An 18,258-nucleotide genomic window follows, 5' to 3' on the forward strand; every position below is an offset into this window, starting at 1 on the left:
ACTACCCCGTCATCCTCGGCGGCGCCGCCCTCACCCGCGCCTACGTCGAACAAGACCTCCACGAGATCTACGAGGGCGAGGTCCGCTACGCCCGTGACGCGTTCGAGGGACTGCGCCTGATGGACGCCCTCATCGCGGTCAAACGCGGTGTCCCCGGCGCCACCCTGCCCGAACTCAAACAGCGCCGGGTCAAGGCGAGCACCACGGTGGTCGAGGAGCAGCCCGACGAGGGACCCGCGCGCTCGGACGTCGCCACCGACAACCCGGTCCCCACCCCGCCGTTCCTGGGCACCCGCGTCATCAAGGGCATCCAGCTCAAGGAGTACGCCTCCTGGCTCGACGAGGGCGCCCTGTTCAAGGGCCAATGGGGCCTGAAGCAGGCGCGTACCGGTAACGGGCCCACCTACGAGGAGCTGGTGGAGAGCGAGGGCCGACCGCGCCTTCGCGGCTGGCTCGACGAACTGCACACCAAGAACATGCTGGAGGCGGCCGTCGTCTACGGCTACTTCCCGTGCGTGTCCAAGGGCGACGACCTGATCATCCTGGACGAGCAGGGCAACGAGCGGACCCGGTTCACCTTCCCGCGCCAGCGCCGCGGCCGGCGGCTGTGCCTGGCCGACTTCTTCCGCCCCGAGGAGTCGGGCGAGAGGGACGTCGTCGGCCTCCAGGTCGTCACCGTCGGCTCGAGGATCGGCGAGGCCACCGCCGAACTCTTTGCCGCCGACTCCTACCGCGACTACCTCGAACTCCACGGCCTGTCCGTGCAGTTGGCCGAGGCGCTCGCCGAGTACTGGCACGCCCGCGTCCGCTCCGAGCTCGGCTTCGGCGGCGAGGACCCGGACGCGATGCAGGACATGTTCGACCTGAAGTACCGCGGCGCCCGCTTCTCCCTCGGCTACGGCGCCTGCCCCAACCTGGAGGACCGCGCCAAGATCGCCGCGCTGCTCGAACCCGAGCGGATCGGCGTCCACCTCTCCGAGGAGTTCCAGCTCCACCCCGAGCAGTCCACCGACGCCATCGTCATCCACCACCCCGAGGCGAAGTACTTCAACGCGCGGTAATCCGCGACAGTCGTACACTGGTCGGTCCAGCACAGGCCGGTCGCCCTCCCGCGCAGGGAGGGTGACCGGCCTTCTCGTCCCTCATGGAGGTGTACTCGGATGACCAGTACGGTTCCCGCGCTCGGTACCCGAACGGCCGAAGGCTCCACGCTCCAGGCCGTACTCCTCGACATGGACGGCACCCTCGTCGACACCGAGGGCTTCTGGTGGGACGCCGAGAGCGCCGTCTTCGCCGCCCTCGGCCACACCCTGGACCCGGCCTGGAAGCAGGTCGTCGTCGGCGGCCCGATGACCCGCAGCGCGGGCTTCCTCATCGAGGCGACCGGCGCCGACATCACCCTCCCTGAGGTCACCGTCCTGCTCAACGACGCCTTCGAGCGGCGCATCGCCCAGTCGCTGCCGCTGATGCCGGGCGCCGCGAGACTCCTCGCCGAACTCTCCGCCCACCAGGTGCCGACCGCGCTCGTCTCCGCCTCCCACCGGCGCATCATCGACCGCGTCCTGCACTCGCTCGGCGCCGAGCACTTCCGGCTCAGCGTCGCCGGTGACGAGGTCACCCGCACCAAGCCGTACCCCGACCCGTATCTGATCGCCGCCTCCGGGCTGAGCGCCGACCCCACGCGCTGTGCCGTCATCGAGGACACCGCGACGGGCGTCGCCGCCGCCGAGGCCGCGGGCTGCCATGTCGTCGCCGTCCCCTCCCTCACGCCCATCGAGCCGGCCCGCCGGCGTACGGTCGTCCCCTCCCTCGAACACGTCAACCTGCCTTTTCTGCATGGCCTGATGACGCCCTGACACGCGAGGGATGGCCGAATCGCCGCGCACGCCAATCCAGTTGCCCGTGTGACCTTTCCCACTCCACCGGGGCTCGACAGGCCTGGCCGACCATGCTGCGGCATCACTGCGCGTGCTTGGGGAGGTGACCTTGTGTCCTGATTGGTGGCTCCGTGCGCCGAACCTTCCTCCTGAGGTGTTTTCGGTGCGTCCACGCCTGGTTCCGCTGCGTGATGGACGAGTGGCTCCAGCGCCTGCGGACCGCGACGGCGAGCCCATTAATGTCGTCGCGAGAACATCGCCGTAACCCTCCCGTGCCCCGCGTGCACCACCCCTGCCCCGGCCACGGGTTCGACAGCTCTGGAGAAACACGAGCATGAACCGCAAGACTTTGGTGCTGCCGGCCGTCATCGGTCTGCTTGCCCCTGTGCTCGCCGCCTGTGGCGGGTCCGACAGCGGGGACAAGGGCGGCGACGCGATCGCCGTGGGCACCACCGACCGGTTCATCGCGTCGAAGGCGGTCCCCGCCCCGTTCGACCCCGCGTACGCCTATGACGCCGGGTCCTGGAACGTGCTGCGCCAGACCGTGCAGACGCTGATGGCGATGCCCCGCAGCGGCAGCGGCGACCCGGTGCCCGAGGCCGCCGAGAGCTGCATCTTCACCGACAGCGGCAGCGAGCGCTACGTCTGCAAGCTGCGCAAGGACCTGCAGTTCGCCGACGGCGACCCCGTCACCGCGGCCGACGTGAAGTACTCCATCGACCGCGTCCGCGCCATCAAGAGCAGCAGCATGTCGTACGGCCTGCTCTCCACGATCGACACGATCGAGACGCAGGGCGACCGCGAGGTGGTCTTCCACCTCAACACCCCGGACGCCACCTTCCCGTACAAGCTGGCCACGCCCACCGCCGGCATCGTCAACCCCGACGACTACGCGAAGAACAAGCTGCGCGACGGCTTCGAGGTGGACGGCTCCGGCCCGTACACGATGAAGGCCGAGGTCGACGGCAAGACCGTCGTCAAGACCGTCTTCACCAAGAACCCCCACTACAAGGGGCAGTTGAAGCCGAAGAACGACAAGGTGGAGCTGGTCTCCTTCGCGGGCGCCGACGCCATGGGCGAGGCGCTGGAGAAGGGCGACGTCGACATGATGACGCGCACCATGTCCCCGGAGCAGATCAAGAAGTACTCGACCACCCCGCCCGAGAACATCAACCTGGTCGAGATGCCGGGCATGGAGATCCGCTACCTCGGCTTCACCACCACGGCCGACAGCGTCCGCACCAAGGCCGTCCGCCAGGCCATGGCACAGCTCGTGGACCGCGGCGAACTCGCGTCGAGCGTGTACGGCACCACCGCCGAGCCGCTGTACTCGCTGGTGCCCGCGGGCATCACGGGCCACCAGAACTCCTTCTTCAACAAGTACGGCGACCCGGACAGGGCGAAGGCCGCCGCCACGCTGAGCGGGGCCGACATCACCACGCCGGTCAAGCTCACGCTGCACTACACGAGCGACCACTACGGTTCGGCCACCAAGAAGGAGTTCGAGGTCCTTCAGAAGCAGCTCAACGCCAGCGGCCTGTTCGACGTCGACATCAAGGGCGACATCTGGGACACCTACCGCGCGGCGCAGCTCAAGGGCAAGTACGACGTCTACGGCATGGGCTGGTTCCCCGACTTCCCCGACGCCGACAACTTCCTCGCGCCCTTCCTCGACAAGGACAACTTCCTCGCGTCCCCCTACGCGAACGGCCGCATCCGGGGCGACCTGATCCCGGCCGAGCGCCGTGAGGCCGACCGGCTCACCGCCGCCAAGAGCCTCCAGCAGATCCAGAACACCGTCGCCGACGACGTGCCCGTCCTGCCGCTGTGGCAGGGCAAGCAGTACGTCGCCGCCCGCGACGACATCACCGGCGTGGAGTGGGCGCTGTCCTCCTCCTCGGTCCTCCAGCTCTGGGAACTGAGCCGCGGCGTCAGCGGCTGAACCCTCCGTGGGGCCGGTCCCGCAGCCGCGGCCGGCCCCGCCCGTCACCGTACGACCAACGACAAGGCATGTACGTGAGAATGCGCGACCAATGGTTGTCCCTGCCCCTCGGCGTGGGACTCGCCGCGGCACTGCTGACCGGCTGCGGTTCGGACCAGGGCGGTTCCGGCTCCACCGGCGACACCGTGGTCATGGGCATGTCCGACGACATCCAGGCCACCGACCCTGCGTCCGGTTACGACCCCGGCTCGTGGCTGCTGTTCAACAACGTCTTCCAGTCCCTGCTCAGCTTCCCCAACGGAGGCACCGAGCCGGAGCCCGAGGCCGCCAAGGAGTGCCACTTCAGCGACTCCGCCACCAAGGTCTACTCGTGCACCCTGCGCCCCGGCCTCAGGTTCAGCAACGGCAACGCGCTCACCTCGAAGGACGTCAAGTTCTCCTTCGACCGCATGATGAAGATCAACGACGACGCCGGCCCCGCCATCATGTTCCCCATGCTGGACAAGGTGGAGACGCCCGACGCCAGGACCGTCGTGTTCCGGCTCACGTACCCCGACGCCACCTTCCCCAGTAAGATCGCCTCGGGCGCCGGATCGATCGTCGACCACACCGCGTACCCGAGCGACGCCCTGCGCAAGGACGGCAAGGCCGTCGGCTCCGGCCCGTACCGGCTCGACTCGTTCGACAAGAACGAAGCGGCGTTCTCCGTCAACGACAAGTACCGCGGCACCGCCAAGGTCAAGAACACCGGCGTCACCCTGAAGTTCTTCCACGGTGACCAGACGGGCCTGAAGAAGTCCCTGCTCGACGGGGACGTCGACCTCGCCTACCGCGGCCTCGCCGCCAAGGACATCGCCGACATCCAGGCGGCCGGCGGCAAGGACGCCGACGCGGCGAGCCAGCTCGATGTCGTCGAGGGCACCAGCGCCGAGGTCCAGCACCTCGTCTTCAACATGAAGGACCCGGTCGCCGGCAAACTCGCCGTCCGCAAGGCCATCGCCCGTCTGATCGACCGCGACGCCCTCATCGACGAGGTCTACGACAACACCGCGACCTCGCTGTACTCGATCATCCCGGCGGGCATCACCGGCCACACCACCGCCTTCTTCGACACCTACGGCGCCCGCCCCTCCACGAGCGAGGCCCGGGCCGCGCTGCGCGCCGACGGCATCACGGCCAAGGTCAAGCTGACGCTCTGGTCCACGCCGTCGCGCTACGGACCGGCCACCGACGCCGAGCTGACCGCCATCGCCAAGCAGCTCAACGCGAGCGGCCTGTTCGACGCGGACGTCAAGTCCGTGGCGTTCGCCCAGTACGAGCGGGACATCAAGTCCGGCAAGTACGGCGTCTACGTCAAGGGCTGGGTGCCCGACTATCCGGACCCGGACAACTTCACCCAGCCGTTCTTCGGCAAGGACAACGTCCTCGGCAACAACTACGCCAACAGCGCCATCACCGGCACGATCATCCCGCAGACCGGCGCCCAGAGCGACCGCGCCGCCACCAGCAAGCAGTACGAGCAGCTCCAGGACATCGTCGCCAGGCAACTGCCGATCCTGCCGGTGTGGCAGGCCAAGCAGTACGCCGTCGCCCGCGACAACGTCTACGGCCTGGAGAACTGCCTCGACGCGTCGACCGTCTTCCGCTTCTGGGAGATCAGCAAGGGCTGACAGCCCCGCTCGACACGAAGGCGGCGGCCACCCACCGGGTGACCGCCGCCTTCGCGCGTCCGTGTCTCTACTGAGCGCCCGGCCGCACGAGACCGCTCTCGTACGCGTACACGGCCGCCTGCACCCGGTCGCGCAGGCCCAACTTCGTGAGCACATGCCCGACATGGGTCTTCACGGTCGTCTCGCTCACGAACAGATCGGCGGCGATCTCCGCGTTCGACAGACCCCGCGCCACCAGCTTCAGCACCTCCACCTCACGCTCGGTCAACGTGTGCAAGGTGTCCGGCACCGGCTCGTCACCCGACGGAAGATGATCCGCGTACTTGTCGAGCAGCCGACGCGTGATGCTCGGCGCGAGCATCGCCTCACCCGCCGCGACCACCCGGATCGCCTGCACCAGCTCATTGGCCGGGGCGTCCTTGAGGAGAAAACCGCTGGCCCCCGCCTTCAACGCCTCCACCACGTACTCGTCGAGATCGAACGTCGTCAGGACGAGCACCTTCGCCGGACCGTCCTTGCCGGGACCGCTGATCTGCCGGGTCGCCTCCACCCCGTCCATCCGCGGCATCCGGATGTCCATGAGCACCACATCGGGCTGGAGCGCCCGCACCTGGTCCAGAGCCTGGAGGCCGTCGCCGGCCTCGCCGACGACCGCGATGTCCTGCTCGGCCTCCAAGATCATGCGGAAGCCCGTACGCAGCAGCGGCTGGTCATCGACCAATAGGACGCGGATGGCCACGAAACTCTCCTTCGATAGTCCCGCCCCATTCTGCCCTGCCGGGCGCGGAGGGTCCGGATCAGGCCGGATCACCGGCGGGCGAGCGCACCGGCAGCGGATACGGCGGGGGAGTCCCGCCGAACTCCGGGCAGACGGCCTGGTGGTCGCACCAGCCGCACAGCTTCGTCGGCCGCGGTCGCCACTCACCGGTCTCGGTGGCCAGCTTGATCGCGTCCCACAGCGCGTGCAGCTTGCGCTCCACCCGCTCCAGATCGGCGACGACCGGGTCGTAGGTCACCACATCGCCGCTGCCCAGATAGACGAGCTGGAGCCGCCGCGGCACGACACCCTTCAGCCGCCACACCACCAGCGCGTAGAACTTCATCTGGAACAGCGCGCCCTCGGCGTACTCCGGCCGGGGCGCCTTGCCCGTCTTGTAGTCGACGATGCGCACCTCACCGGTGGGGGCCACATCGACCCGGTCGATGATCCCGCGCAGCCGCAGCCCCGACTCCAGCTCCGCCTCGACGAACAGCTCCCGCTCGGCGGGCTCGAGACGCGTCGGGTCCTCCAGCGTGAACCACCGCTCGACCAGGCGCTCCGCGTCACCGAGCCACCGCGCCATCCGCTCGCCCCCGGCGTCGTCGGCGAACAGCTCCCCCAGCTCCGGCCTCGACTCCCGCAGCCGGTCCCACTGGCCCGGGATCAGCGACTTGGCCCGCGGCGCGGTCCGCTCCCCGGCCGGGGCGTCGAACAGTCTCTCCAGCACGGCATGGACCAGCGTGCCCCGCGTCGCGGCCTCACTCGGCTTCTCCGGCAACTTGTCGATCACCCGGAACCGGTACAACAACGGGCACTGCATGAAATCACCGGCGCGCGACGGCGACAGCGACGCCGGCGCGACAGCGGCCACGGCGGCGGTCACGGCGGCGGTCACGGGCCCGGACTCCGGGCCCGTCTCGGTACTGGTCTCCATGTCCCACGACGATACGGCCCGCCACCGACAGTCAGGCACCTGCGCGTCCCCCGCGTCTTGCGTAGCGTGGCCCCGGGGGAGTCGACGGGGGCCGCCGGACACCGTCCGCATACCATCGACGCCAGAACGTCCCGCCCGGCGGGAAACGCTTCGAACGAGGGGACCGAGGGATCACCGTGGACGAGAGCGGGCAGCCGCAGTCCGGCACCGGCGAGGCGACGCCGCCGGCGGAGGACACCGGGGGGCACCCCGCGCAGGCCCGGCCGGACTCCGCCGCGCCCTCCACCCCCACCCAGGAGAGCGCCGCGGCGTCCTCCTCGCAGCAACCCCCGCAGGACCCGCGGGACCCGGCCCCGCACCAGGCGCCCGCCGACCGGGACGGCAGCCCCGCCGCCCCGCCCGCCCGCGCCCACGACACCCACCCCGACCGGGCCGCCGCCACCTCCGGCAAGCGCAAGGGCCCCGCCAAGCCCCCCAGCCCCCGCGGCGGCATCCTCATGGGGCGCCCCTTCGGCGTCCCCGTCTACGTCGCCCCGAGCTGGTTCCTCGTGGCCGCGCTCATCACCTGGGTCTTCGGCGGCCAGCTCGACCGCGTCCTGCCCGCACTCGGCGCCGCCCGCTACCTGGTCTCCCTCTTCTTCGCGGTCGCCTTCTACGCCTCCGTGCTCGTCCACGAACTGGCCCACGTCGTCGCCGCCCTGCGCTTCAAGCTCCCCGTCCGCCGCATCCAGCTCCAGTTCTTCGGCGGCGTCTCCGAGATCGAGAAGGAGTCCGAGACCCCGGGCCGCGAGTTCGTCCTCGCCTTCGTCGGACCCCTGCTCTCCCTCGTCCTGTCCGGCGTCTTCTACCTCGGCATGACGGCCGTCGAACCCGGCACCGTCCCCGGCGTCCTGCTCGCCGGCCTGATGGTCTCCAACCTCATCGTCGCCGTCTTCAACCTGCTGCCCGGCCTGCCCCTCGACGGCGGCCGGATGCTCCGCGCCGTCGTCTGGAAGATCACCGGCAAACCGATGAGCGGCACCGTCGCCGCCGCCTGGGTCGGCCGCGCCCTCGCCGTCACCGTCCTCATCGGCCTGCCCCTGCTCACCCAGTCCGGCGCACTCGGCGAGAACACCGAGGACGTCAGCGGCATGGACACCGTCACCGACGCCCTGCTGGCCGCCATCCTCGCCGCGATCATCTGGACCGGCGCCGGCAACAGCCTGCGCATGGCCCGGCTCCGCGAACACCTCCCCGACCTGCGCGCCCGCACCCTCACCCGCCGCGCCGTCCCCGTGGCCGCCACGACCCCGCTCTCCGAGGCCCTGCGCCGCGCCAACGAGTCCGGCGCCCGCGCCCTCGTCGTCGTCGACGCCGACGGCGACCCCCGCTCCCTGGTCCGCGAGGCCGCCATCGTCGGCGTCCCCGAGCACCGCCGCCCCTGGGTCACCGTCGGCGGCCTCGCCCAGGACCTCACGGACGGCATGCGCGTCTCCGCCGAACTGGCCGGGGAAGACCTCCTCGACACCCTCCGCGCCACCCCCGCCACCGAGTACCTCGTCGTCGAGGAGGACGGCGCCATCTACGGCGTCCTCTCCGCCGCCGACGTGGAGCGCGCCTTCGTCAAGGCCATGGCCCGGCCCTCGTAGAGCACCCGCCACCCACATGGTCGGCGGCCACCGCCGGGGCCGGTAGGCTGGTCACATGTCCGAACCGACCGGTGCCGCCCGCCGACGCGGGCCCTTCAAGGTCGGGGACCAGGTACAGCTGACCGACCCCAAGGGCCGCCACTACACGTTCACGCTCGAAGAGGGAAAGAACTTCCACACCCACAAGGGTTCCTTCCCGCACGACGAGCTGATCGGCGCACCCGAGGGCAGCGTTGTCCGCACCACCGGAAACGTCGCCTACCTCGCGCTGCGCCCCCTGCTCCCCGACTACGTCCTGTCCATGCCCCGCGGCGCCGCCGTGGTCTACCCCAAGGACGCGGGGCAGATCCTCGCCTTCGCCGACATCTTCCCCGGCGCCCGCGTCGTCGAAGCGGGCGTGGGCTCCGGCTCGCTCAGCAGCTTCCTGCTGCGCGCCATCGGTGACCAGGGCATGCTGCACTCGTACGAGCGCCGCGAGGACTTCGCCGAGATCGCGCGGGCGAACGTGGAGCGCTACTTCGGTGGCCCGCACCCCGCCTGGCAGCTCACCGTCGGCGACCTCCAGGACAACCTCACCGACGGCGACGTCGACCGCGTCATCCTCGACATGCTCGCCCCCTGGGAGTGCCTGGACGTCGTCAAGAAGGCGCTCGTCCCCGGCGGCATCCTCTGCTGCTACGTGGCCACCACCACCCAGCTCGCCCGCACCGTCGAGTCCATTCGCGAGATCGGCTGCTTCAACGAGCCGACCTCGTGGGAGTCGATGATCCGCAACTGGCACGTGGAGGGCCTCGCCGTCCGCCCCGACCACCGGATGATCGGCCACACCGGCTTCCTGCTCACCGCCCGCCGCCTCGCGGACGGCGTCGAGCCGCCCATGCGCCGCCGCCGCCCCGCCAAGGGCGCGTACGGCGAGGACTACGACGGGCCGAACGCGGACGGCGGCAGCCGCGGTCGCTGAGCCGGCGACCCGCCGCTGCCCGGCACCGCGGGACCGCACAACATGACGGCGCCGCCGCCCAGTTCACCGCCGCGAACGGGAACCGGGCGGCGGTGTCCGTTCGTTGACCCGGCGGCAGCACCCGCACCAGGAGCCACCGCGGACCCGGCGGACCCCGCCGTTCCCCCGCACTGTGACGTATGGCACGATGCTGGCCACCCCACCGGCACAGCCCTCACAGGAGACACTCCTCGTGCAGCAACCCGCCGTCCCGGAGCTGGCGCACACCACCACCCGACCCATCCACTGGCTGGCCACGGCCGCGGCCCTCGCCGCCGTCGTCGCGGCCTCCGGCTTCCTCCAGCCGGGCGCGGCCACCGCGGCCCAGCCCGAGCCCAGGACGCCCGGCGCCACGGCCCGCGCCGTCGCACCGCCCGACCCGGCCGCCGTCCACTTCCCCGTCGACTGCGGACCGGTCGAGCTGCTCGTCCAGAAGAAGGCCTCCGGCGACCTCGACGGCGACGGACGCCCCGAGACGGTCGCCGTCGTCCGCTGCGACGCGGGCTCCGGTACTCCGCCGAGCGGCGTCTATGTCCTCATCCGGCCGAGGGGCGCCGACAAGCCCCGCATCGTCGCCACGCTCGTCGACCCTAAGGACCAGTTCTCCGTCACCGACCTCGCCGTAAGGGACCGAGCCGTCACCGCCACCCTCGCCGGCTACTCCTCCGACGCGGTGCCGCGCTACCGCCCGGACGTCCACGAGCAGGCCAAGTGGCAGTGGCGCGGCGGCACGTTCGTCCGGTCCACCCCGGCCGGCGCCCACAGCGTCTGAGGCGACACGAAAGGCCCCGCACCCGGTTCTCCGGTGAGCGGGGCCCCTCGTCCCGTGTCAGGCCGCGTCGGGCCCGTACACCTCGACCCTGTCCGAAACGCGGCGTACATGGATGCAGTCGCCCGGGCACTCCTTCGCGGACGCCACCACATCCGTGAGGAGAGGCAGCGGTACGGGTGTTGAGGCACCCGCGTCCTGCAACAGCTCGTCGTCGGGGCTCTTCACATATGCGAGCCCGTCGATGTCCAGCTCGAACACCTCCGGGGCGTACTGAGCGCAGATCCCGTCGCCGGTGCACAGGTCCTGGTCGATCCACACCTCCAGCGGAACGCTGCTGTCGGTGGTGGATCCGGCCTCTTGCCGCACGCTCATGTCTCCTGCCGTTTCCTGCGTCGTGGCCCCGGAAATCCGACTTCACAAGAGCAAGTCGGGCCGGGCCTGACGGGTGTTGAACAGTTCGACCCTACAACCGCCCGCTTTCCGATGTTGTTGGGTGGGTATTCCCCTGGCGTGAGGGAGAGCGCAAGGGTGAAGATCGGACACACCTCGACCGTCTTTGTGATCTAGGGGTTTCAATCAACACCCACCCAGGTAGGGTCTGGAAGCGTCCAGCTCCCCTTGGAGGAGGTGAGGACCGTGGCAGCCCACGACGACGACATCAACCGCGGCATCCGCCCGGGACGAGGGTCCGACGACCCCGCCGGGCAGATTGCCTATCTCGAGCAGGAAATCGCCGTCCTGCGGCGCAAGCTCGCCGACTCTCCGCGTCATACGAGGATTCTCGAAGAGCGGATCGTCGAGCTGCAGACCAATCTGGCCGGCGTGTCCGCTCAGAACGAACGACTGGCGAACACCCTCCGCGAGGCCCGCGACCAGATCGTGGCCCTCAAGGAGGAGGTCGACCGGCTCGCGCAGCCGCCGGCCGGCTTCGGAGTCTTCCTCACGGCCAATGAGGACGGCACCGCCGACATCTTCACCGGCGGCCGAAAACTCCGGGTGAACGTCAGCCCCAGCGTCGAGCTCGACGAGCTCAGGCGCGGCCAGGAAGTCATGCTCAACGAAGCGCTCAACGTGGTCGAGGCCATGGAGTTCGAGAGCGTCGGCGACATCGTCACCCTCAAGGAGATCCTTGAGGACGGCGAGCGCGCCCTGGTCACCGGCCACACGGACGAGGAGAGGGTGGTCCGGCTCGCCGAACCGCTGCTCGACGTCGTCATCCGGCCCGGCGACGCGCTGCTTCTCGAACCCCGTTCCGGCTATGTCTACGAAGTCGTACCGAAGAGCGAAGTGGAGGAACTGGTCCTCGAAGAGGTGCCGGACATCGGCTACGAGCAGATCGGCGGCCTGGGCAACCAGATCGAACTGATCCGCGACGCGGTCGAGCTGCCCTACCTCTACCCGGACCTGTACCGGGAGCACGAACTGCGGCCGCCCAAGGGCGTCCTGCTGTACGGGCCTCCCGGCTGCGGCAAGACCCTGATCGCCAAGGCGGTGGCCAACTCCCTTGCCAAGAAGGTCGCCGAGGTGACCGGACAGGGCCAGGGGAAGAGCTTCTTCCTCAACATCAAGGGTCCCGAGCTTCTCAACAAGTACGTCGGCGAGACCGAGCGGCAGATCCGCCTCGTCTTCCAGCGTGCCCGCGAGAAGGCCAGCGAGGGCACCCCCGTCATCGTCTTCTTCGACGAGATGGAGTCCCTGTTCCGTACCCGTGGCTCGGGCGTCAGCTCGGACGTGGAGAACACCATCGTCCCCCAGCTCCTCGCCGAGATCGACGGCGTCGAGGGCCTGCAGAACGTGGTCGTGATCGGTGCCTCCAACCGTGAGGACATGATCGACCCGGCCATCCTGCGGCCCGGACGACTCGACGTGAAGATCAAGATCGAGCGCCCGGACGCCGAGGCCGCCAAGGACATCTTCGGCAAGTACCTCACCCAGCGCCTGCCCCTGCACGCCGACGACCTCGGCGAGCACGGCAGCGACCGGGCGGCCACGGTGGCCAACATGATCCAGACCGCCGTGGAGCACATGTACGCGGAATCCGAGGAGAACCGCTTCCTCGAAGTCACGTACGCCAACGGCGACAAGGAAGTCCTGTACTTCAAGGACTTCAACTCCGGCGCGATGATCGAGAACATCGTGGGACGCGCCAAGAAGATGGCCATCAAGGCCTTCCTCGAACAGAACCAGAAGGGCCTCAGGGTCTCGCATCTCCTCCAGGCTTGCATCGACGAGTTCAAGGAGAACGAGGACCTGCCCAACACCACCAACCCGGACGACTGGGCCCGGATCTCCGGCAAGAAGGGCGAGCGGATCGTCTACATCCGCACCCTCGTCACCGGAAAGCAGGGCGCGGACACCGGACGTTCCATCGACACGGTGGCGAACACCGGTCAGTACCTGTAAAAGACAGGGTGGCTGCGGGTGCCCGGACCGGGCACCCGCAGCCCACTGTTTTTCCGGGCAACTACCTCGCCGACCACCCGCTCGACGCCGGAGCGAAGCAATGACGCAAATGATCTCCCCACCAGCGCGGAGGCGTTCTAGGCTCTTTCATACCGCCGAGTCGCGCCGTGCGGGGACGGGCACCGCACGCGCATCGGAGAACCAGCGGTACTTGAGCGGCGCCCCCGACCGAGGGCGCCGCCGGGCAAGGAGGGCCGCATGACCGTACGGCGAGTAATGGGCATCGAGACGGAGTACGGGATCTCCGTCCCCGGCCACCCCAATGCCAATGCCATGCTCACCTCGTCCCAGATCGTCAACGCGTACGCGGCGGCGATGCACCGGGCCCGCCGCGCCCGCTGGGACTTCGAGGAAGAGAACCCGCTGCGCGACGCCCGGGGCTTCGACCTCGCGCGGGAAGCCGCCGACTCCAGCCAGCTCACCGACGAGGACATCGGCCTGGCCAATGTCATCCTCACCAACGGCGCCCGCCTCTACGTGGACCACGCGCACCCCGAGTACAGCTCTCCGGAGATCACCAATCCCCGCGACGCCGTCCTGTGGGACAAGGCCGGCGAGCGCATCATGGCGGAGGCGGCCGACCGCGCGGCCCAGCTCCCCGGCGCCCAGCCGATCCACCTCTACAAGAACAACACCGACAACAAGGGCGCCTCCTACGGGACGCACGAGAACTACCTGATGAAGCGGGAGACCCCCTTCTCGGACATCGTGCGCCATCTGACGCCCTTCTTCGTCTCCCGTCAGGTCGTCACCGGCGCGGGCCGCGTGGGCCTCGGTCAGGACGGGCACGAGCACGGCTTCCAGCTCAGCCAGCGCGCGGACTACTTCGAGGTCGAGGTCGGACTGGAGACGACCCTCAAGCGCCCGATCATCAACACCCGCGACGAACCGCACTCGGACGCGGAGAAGTACCGCCGCCTGCACGTGATCATCGGTGACGCCAACCTCTCCGAGATCTCGACGTATCTGAAACTCGGTACGACGGCCCTGGTCCTCTCCATGATCGAGGACGGCTTCATCGCCGTCGACCTGGCCGTGGACCAGCCGGTCCGCACCCTCCACCAGGTCTCCCACGACCCGACGCTCCAGCACCTGATCACGCTGCGCAGCGGTCGGACCCTCACCGCCGTCCAGCTCCAGATGGAGTACTTCGAGCTGGCCAGGAAGTACGTCGAGGAACGATTCGGCGCCGACGCGGACGAGCAGACCAAGGACGTCCTGACCCGCTGGGAGGACGTGCTAGGCCGCCTGGAGAGCGACCCCATGAGCCTCTCCGGCGAGCTGGACTGGGTGGCCAAGCGCGAGCTCATGGAGGGCTACCGGCGCCGCGACGACCTCGACTGGGACGCGGCGCGGCTGCACCTGGTCGACCTCCAGTACGCCGACGTACGGGCCGACAAGGGCCTCTACAACCGTCTCGCGGCCCGCGGCAAGATGAAGCGCCTGCTGACCGAGGACGAGGTCGAGAGGGCCCGTACGGCGCCGCCTGAGGACACCAGGGCCTACTTCCGCGGGCGCTGCCTCGAGCAGTACGCCGACGACGTCGCCGCGGCCTCCTGGGACTCGGTCATCTTCGACCTGCCCGGCCGTGACTCCCTGCAACGGGTCCCCACCCTGGAGCCCCTACGCGGAACGCGTAATCACGTCAAGGAGCTGCTCGACCGGTGCCGGACGGCCGAGGATCTGGTGCGCGTACTGTCCGGTGGCTGATCCGCGGCTGAAAGGCCCGCGGCGGGGGAATCACAGAGGTGGGTCCCGTACGTTGCGGCAACTGCGGGGCCGATGTCGGACCTGACTTGTAGGGTTCTGATCACGAGCAGCCTGTACGACACGTATGACGTGTATGTCGAACCGAGCGGGGTGAGCTGGATATGGCGACCAAGGACACCGGCGGCGGACAGCAGAAGGCGACGCGTTCCACCGAGGAGGTCGAGGAGCAGGCGGTCGACGAGCAGTCGACCGAGGACCTCAAGGAGCGCCAGGAGAAGCTGAGCGACGACGTCGACTCGGTTCTGGACGAGATCGACGACGTCCTTGAGGAGAACGCGGAGGACTTCGTGCGGTCATTCGTTCAAAAGGGTGGGCAGTAAGCCGCGATCACCTCGGAACCAAAGGTTGATCGCGGGTGTTCGCCTCGGATCTCCGACGCTGCTCGCGACGCTGGAAGTCGCTGTCGCGAGCAGCGTCCGCCGGGGCACGAGCCCGCGCCGGACGCTGTCCTACTGCTCCGGCCGAACAGGTGGATCACTGCCGCGAGACGGGTAGGGTCCGTGGCGTACTGTGCTTCAGCTGCGATGCAGCCTTGGGGCAGTTCAAGGACCGGCCCGACGTGATGCGGCGGGCCGCCGCTTACCTGGAAGGAAACGCGTGGAAGCCAACCCTCGTAGCACCGGGCGTCTGCCGGCTGCCTTCCTGACGCCCGGATCGTCGTCCTTCATGGACTTCCTGGCCGAGCACCAGCCGGAAATCCTGCCGGGGAACCGGCAGTTGCCGCCGACGCAGGGCGTCGTCGAGGCCCCGCACGGCACGACCATCGTCTCCGTGACGTTCCCCGGAGGCGTCGTCCTCGCCGGCGACCGCCGCGCGACGATGGGGAACGTGATCGCGCAGCGCGACATCGAGAAGGTCTTCCCGGCGGACGAGTACTCGGCCGTCGGTATCGCCGGCACGGCCGGTCTGGCCGTCGAGATGGTGAAGCTCTTCCAGTTGGAGCTGGAGCACTTCGAGAAGGTCGAGGGCGCCCAACTCTCCCTGGAGGGCAAGGCGAACCGGCTCTCCACGATGATCCGCTCCAACCTCGGCATGGCCATGCAGGGGCTGGCCGTGGTGCCGCTGTTCGCCGGGTACGACGTCGACCGGGAGAAGGGGCGCATCTTCTCCTACGACGTCACGGGCGGGCGCAGCGAGGAACACGGCTTCGCCGCCACCGGTTCGGGTTCGGTCTTCGCGCGCGGGTCGATGAAGAAGCTCTACCGCGAGGACCTGACGGAGGAGCAGGCGACGACGCTGGTCGTGCAGGCGCTGTACGACGCCGCCGACGACGACTCGGCGACGGGCGGGCCGGACATGGCGCGCCGTATCTTCCCGATCGTCACGGTGATCTCGCAGGACGGGTTCCGCAGGCTGACGGACGACGAGTCGTCGGAGATCGCCCGGGCGATCCTGGAGCGGCGTCTGGAGCAGCCGGACGGTCCGCGAGCCGCTCTGCTGTGAGCTGTCCGTTCGCTCTTCTTTCCCCACTGACGCGTCACTGACAGAAAGGGACGGATAGCCGGTGTCGACGCCGTTCTATGTCTCACCCCAGCAGGCGATGGCCGACCGCGCGGAGTACGCGCGCAAGGGCATCGCCCGCGGTCGCAGCCTGGTCGTGCTGCAGTACGCCGACGGCATCGTGTTCGTCGGCGAGAACCCGTCCCGTGCCCTGCACAAGTTCAGCGAGATCTATGACCGGATCGGCTTCGCGGCCGCCGGCAAGTACAACGAGTACGAGAACTTGCGTATCGGGGGCGTGCGTTACGCGGATCTGCGTGGCTACACGTACGACCGCGACGACGTGACGGCCCGTGGCCTGGCGAACGTCTACGCGCAGACGCTGGGCACCATCTTCTCCAGCGCGGCCGAGAAGCCGTACGAGGTGGAGCTGGTCGTCGCGGAGGTCGGCGAGACCCCCGAGGGCGACCAGATCTACCGGCTGCCGCACGACGGCTCGATCGTGGACGAGCACGGCTCGGTCGCGGTCGGCGGCAACGCGGAGCAGATCAGCGGTTATCTGGACCAGCGTCACCAGGACGGGATGACGCTGTCCGAGGCGTTGAAGCTGGCCGTGCAGGCGCTGTCGCGCGACACCAACGGGAGCGAGCGGGAGATCCCCGCCGAGCGTCTCGAGGTGGCGGTGCTCGACCGTACGCGTCCGCAGCAGCGTAAGTTCAAGCGCATCACGGGGCGTCAGTTGTCGCGGCTGCTCACCGCCGAGGGCGCTGCCGAGACCTCGAAGGCCGCGTCCGACGCGGTCTCCGACGACACTTCCGACGACTCCGCCGAGGATTGATCCAAGCAGTTCGTCGTGGGGATGCCCCGGCCGGTTGGTGAACCGGCCGGGGCATCCTCATGTCAGGGCCCGGTGCGCGGCGGTGGCGCTGTCGAGCCGCGGACCACCAACTGGACGGGGAGCGGCGCGGTTTCGGGGGCGCGGCCCTCCAGGACGGCGAGCAGCGCGGCCATGCCCCGCTCGCCGAACTCCTCGGCCGGCAGACGCACGGTGGTGAGTTCGGGTTCGACGGCGGTGGCGAGGGAGAGGTCGTCGAAACCGGTGACCGAGAAGTGTTCGGGGATGCGCAGTCCCATGCGCCGGGCGGCCTTGTAGGCGCCCGTGGCGAGCTTGTCGTCGTCGCAGACGATCGCGGTGGGCTGGATCAGGCCGCTGGTGTGCAGGGCTCGTTCGGTGGCGGCCACGGCGTCCTCGACGGTGAGGGCGGAGCGGACGGTGCGGACGGTGGTGCCGGGCAACCGGGCGGCGGCGGTGGCCAGTTCGCGGGCGCGAACGTCGAAGGTCCAGGACCGCACCGCCGAGGCGAGGTGCAGGAAGTGGCGGTGGCCGAGGGTGAGCAGGTGGTCGGTGATCTGCCGCATGCCGTCGGCGAGGTCGAGGTTCACGGTCGTGGCGCCGAGGCTGCCGCCAGGGTCGCTGTCGAGCATGACGAGGGGGAGGTCGTCGCCGCGCAGCGCCGTGAGGGTGTCGGCGGCCATGGAGGAGGCGAGGATGCCGTCCAGGGCGGCGCGGGCCGAGGGGAACGGGTCGCGGGCCGGGCCGATGCCGTCGGGGGAGGGGTAGAGGACGACGCCGAAGTCGTGCTGGGCGGCGATGCGGGCGGCCCCGGTGTAGACGCCCGCGAAGAACTCGTTGGTGAGCGCGGGGACGACGAGCAGGGCGGTGCGGGTGCGGCCGAGGCGCAGGTTGCGGGCCGCGAGGTTGGGGCGGTAGCCGAGGTCGCGGGCGGCGGCGCGGACGCGCTCGGCGGTGGCGGGGGCGACCCGGCCGCGCCACTTCTCACCCATGACGAGGGAGACGGCGGCCTGTGAGACGCCGGCGGCGCGCGCCACGTCCCGGCTGGTGGGGCGGGTGGTCGCCGCCCCGTCCGTTCCGCTGGTCACTGCTGCCTCCGTCTGTCCGGGCCCGGGACGGTCGACGTTATCGGGTGGCTCCCGGTACGGC

General features: G+C 69.6%; 16 protein-coding genes and 1 pseudogene. 13 read left to right on the plus strand and 4 right to left on the minus strand.

Going from position 1 to position 18,258, the window contains the following annotated elements; translation table 11 throughout:
- The 4 genes from ACIRF8_RS28865 to ACIRF8_RS28880 form a co-directional block, all read left to right on the plus strand.
- Positions 1-1,061: vitamin B12 dependent-methionine synthase activation domain-containing protein (locus ACIRF8_RS28865; RefSeq protein WP_404219386.1), on the plus strand; the 1,061-nt coding region annotated here is incomplete at its 5' end.
- 99 nt (positions 1,062-1,160) lie between these two features.
- A complete protein-coding gene (locus ACIRF8_RS28870; protein WP_404219388.1) occupies positions 1,161-1,856 on the plus strand; it encodes an HAD family hydrolase in 696 nt (231 codons plus the stop codon).
- A 355-nt stretch (positions 1,857-2,211) separates the two neighbouring features.
- Positions 2,212-3,819, plus strand: coding sequence for an ABC transporter substrate-binding protein (locus tag ACIRF8_RS28875; RefSeq protein ID WP_404219390.1), 1,608 nt, complete (start codon positions 2,212-2,214; stop codon positions 3,817-3,819).
- Between the two features lie 74 nt (positions 3,820-3,893).
- A complete protein-coding gene (locus ACIRF8_RS28880) occupies positions 3,894-5,489 on the plus strand; it encodes an ABC transporter substrate-binding protein (RefSeq protein ID WP_404219849.1) in 1,596 nt (531 codons plus the stop codon).
- 67 nt (positions 5,490-5,556) lie between these two features.
- Here ACIRF8_RS28880 and ACIRF8_RS28885 read toward each other — a convergent pair whose 3' ends face one another.
- A complete protein-coding gene (locus ACIRF8_RS28885; protein ID WP_255971157.1) occupies positions 5,557-6,228 on the minus strand; it encodes a response regulator transcription factor in 672 nt (223 codons plus the stop codon).
- A gap of 58 nt (positions 6,229-6,286) precedes the next feature.
- A complete protein-coding gene (locus tag ACIRF8_RS28890; RefSeq protein ID WP_404219393.1) occupies positions 6,287-7,183 on the minus strand; it encodes a RecB family exonuclease in 897 nt (298 codons plus the stop codon).
- A gap of 176 nt (positions 7,184-7,359) precedes the next feature.
- Between ACIRF8_RS28890 and ACIRF8_RS28895 the strand changes: the two genes are divergently transcribed.
- From ACIRF8_RS28895 to ACIRF8_RS28905, 3 genes are all read left to right on the plus strand, one after another.
- On the plus strand, positions 7,360-8,811 hold the full coding sequence (locus ACIRF8_RS28895; RefSeq protein WP_404219395.1) for a site-2 protease family protein: 1,452 nt from the start codon (positions 7,360-7,362) through the stop codon (positions 8,809-8,811).
- A gap of 55 nt (positions 8,812-8,866) precedes the next feature.
- On the plus strand, positions 8,867-9,772 hold the full coding sequence (locus ACIRF8_RS28900) for a tRNA (adenine-N1)-methyltransferase (RefSeq protein WP_404219397.1): 906 nt from the start codon (positions 8,867-8,869) through the stop codon (positions 9,770-9,772).
- A 232-nt stretch (positions 9,773-10,004) separates the two neighbouring features.
- Positions 10,005-10,583 carry a hypothetical protein gene (locus ACIRF8_RS28905; protein ID WP_404219399.1) on the plus strand — a complete coding sequence of 193 codons (579 nt, stop codon included), beginning with the start codon at positions 10,005-10,007 and terminating at the stop codon, positions 10,581-10,583.
- A gap of 57 nt (positions 10,584-10,640) precedes the next feature.
- Here ACIRF8_RS28905 and ACIRF8_RS28910 read toward each other — a convergent pair whose 3' ends face one another.
- Positions 10,641-10,955: a ferredoxin gene (locus tag ACIRF8_RS28910; RefSeq protein ID WP_404219401.1), complete on the minus strand. Its 315-nt coding sequence runs from the start codon at positions 10,953-10,955 to the stop codon at positions 10,641-10,643.
- 264 nt (positions 10,956-11,219) lie between these two features.
- Here ACIRF8_RS28910 and arc point away from each other — a divergent pair, with 264 nt between their 5' ends.
- The 6 genes and pseudogenes from arc (at position 11,220) to prcA (ending at position 17,094) form a co-directional block, all read left to right on the plus strand.
- Positions 11,220-12,986, plus strand: coding sequence for a proteasome ATPase (gene arc, locus ACIRF8_RS28915; RefSeq protein WP_404219403.1), 1,767 nt, complete (start codon positions 11,220-11,222; stop codon positions 12,984-12,986).
- A 258-nt stretch (positions 12,987-13,244) separates the two neighbouring features.
- Complete coding sequence (gene dop, locus ACIRF8_RS28920) at positions 13,245-14,756, plus strand: depupylase/deamidase Dop (protein WP_404219405.1); 1,512 nt, start codon at positions 13,245-13,247, stop codon at positions 14,754-14,756.
- A gap of 161 nt (positions 14,757-14,917) precedes the next feature.
- Positions 14,918-15,136: a ubiquitin-like protein Pup gene (locus tag ACIRF8_RS28925; RefSeq protein ID WP_164302263.1), complete on the plus strand. Its 219-nt coding sequence runs from the start codon at positions 14,918-14,920 to the stop codon at positions 15,134-15,136.
- 125 nt (positions 15,137-15,261) lie between these two features.
- Positions 15,262-15,462: pseudogene (locus ACIRF8_RS28930) on the plus strand (endonuclease domain-containing protein); the annotation flags it as partial.
- Positions 15,414-16,259 (plus strand): proteasome subunit beta, encoded by an 846-nt coding sequence (gene prcB, locus ACIRF8_RS28935; RefSeq protein WP_404219407.1) that lies wholly within the window; start codon positions 15,414-15,416, stop codon positions 16,257-16,259. The pseudogene ACIRF8_RS28930 and the gene prcB, both read left to right, overlap by 49 nt.
- 61 nt (positions 16,260-16,320) lie before the next feature.
- Entirely contained in the window at positions 16,321-17,094 is a 774-nt protein-coding gene (gene prcA / locus ACIRF8_RS28940) for a proteasome subunit alpha (protein WP_404219409.1), read from the plus strand.
- Positions 17,095-17,156: 62 nt separating this feature from the next.
- Here the strand turns inward: prcA and ACIRF8_RS28945 are convergent, their stop codons facing one another.
- Positions 17,157-18,197: a LacI family DNA-binding transcriptional regulator gene (locus ACIRF8_RS28945; protein WP_404219412.1), complete on the minus strand. Its 1,041-nt coding sequence runs from the start codon at positions 18,195-18,197 to the stop codon at positions 17,157-17,159.
- Positions 18,198-18,258 lie beyond the last annotated feature (61 nt).

Source organism: Streptomyces sp. NPDC102406 (genome assembly GCF_044765725.1).
Lineage (GTDB): Bacteria > Actinomycetota > Actinomycetes > Streptomycetales > Streptomycetaceae > Streptomyces.

Bases quoted from the DNA above. Each gene is read 5' to 3' on its own strand.
- ACIRF8_RS28870 (WP_404219388.1), top strand. From the start codon at position 1,161: ATGACCAGTACGGTTCCCGCGCTCGGTACCCGAACGGCCGAAGGCTCC.
- ACIRF8_RS28875 (WP_404219390.1), top strand. From the start codon at position 2,212: ATGAACCGCAAGACTTTGGTGCTGCCGGCCGTCATCGGTCTGCTTGCC.
- ACIRF8_RS28890 (WP_404219393.1), bottom strand. From the start codon at position 7,183: ATGGAGACCAGTACCGAGACGGGCCCGGAGTCCGGGCCCGTGACCGCC.
- ACIRF8_RS28900 (WP_404219397.1), top strand. From the start codon at position 8,867: ATGTCCGAACCGACCGGTGCCGCCCGCCGACGCGGGCCCTTCAAGGTC.
- ACIRF8_RS28910 (WP_404219401.1), bottom strand. From the start codon at position 10,955: ATGAGCGTGCGGCAAGAGGCCGGATCCACCACCGACAGCAGCGTTCCG.
- dop (WP_404219405.1), top strand. From the start codon at position 13,245: ATGACCGTACGGCGAGTAATGGGCATCGAGACGGAGTACGGGATCTCC.
- ACIRF8_RS28925 (WP_164302263.1), top strand. From the start codon at position 14,918: ATGGCGACCAAGGACACCGGCGGCGGACAGCAGAAGGCGACGCGTTCC.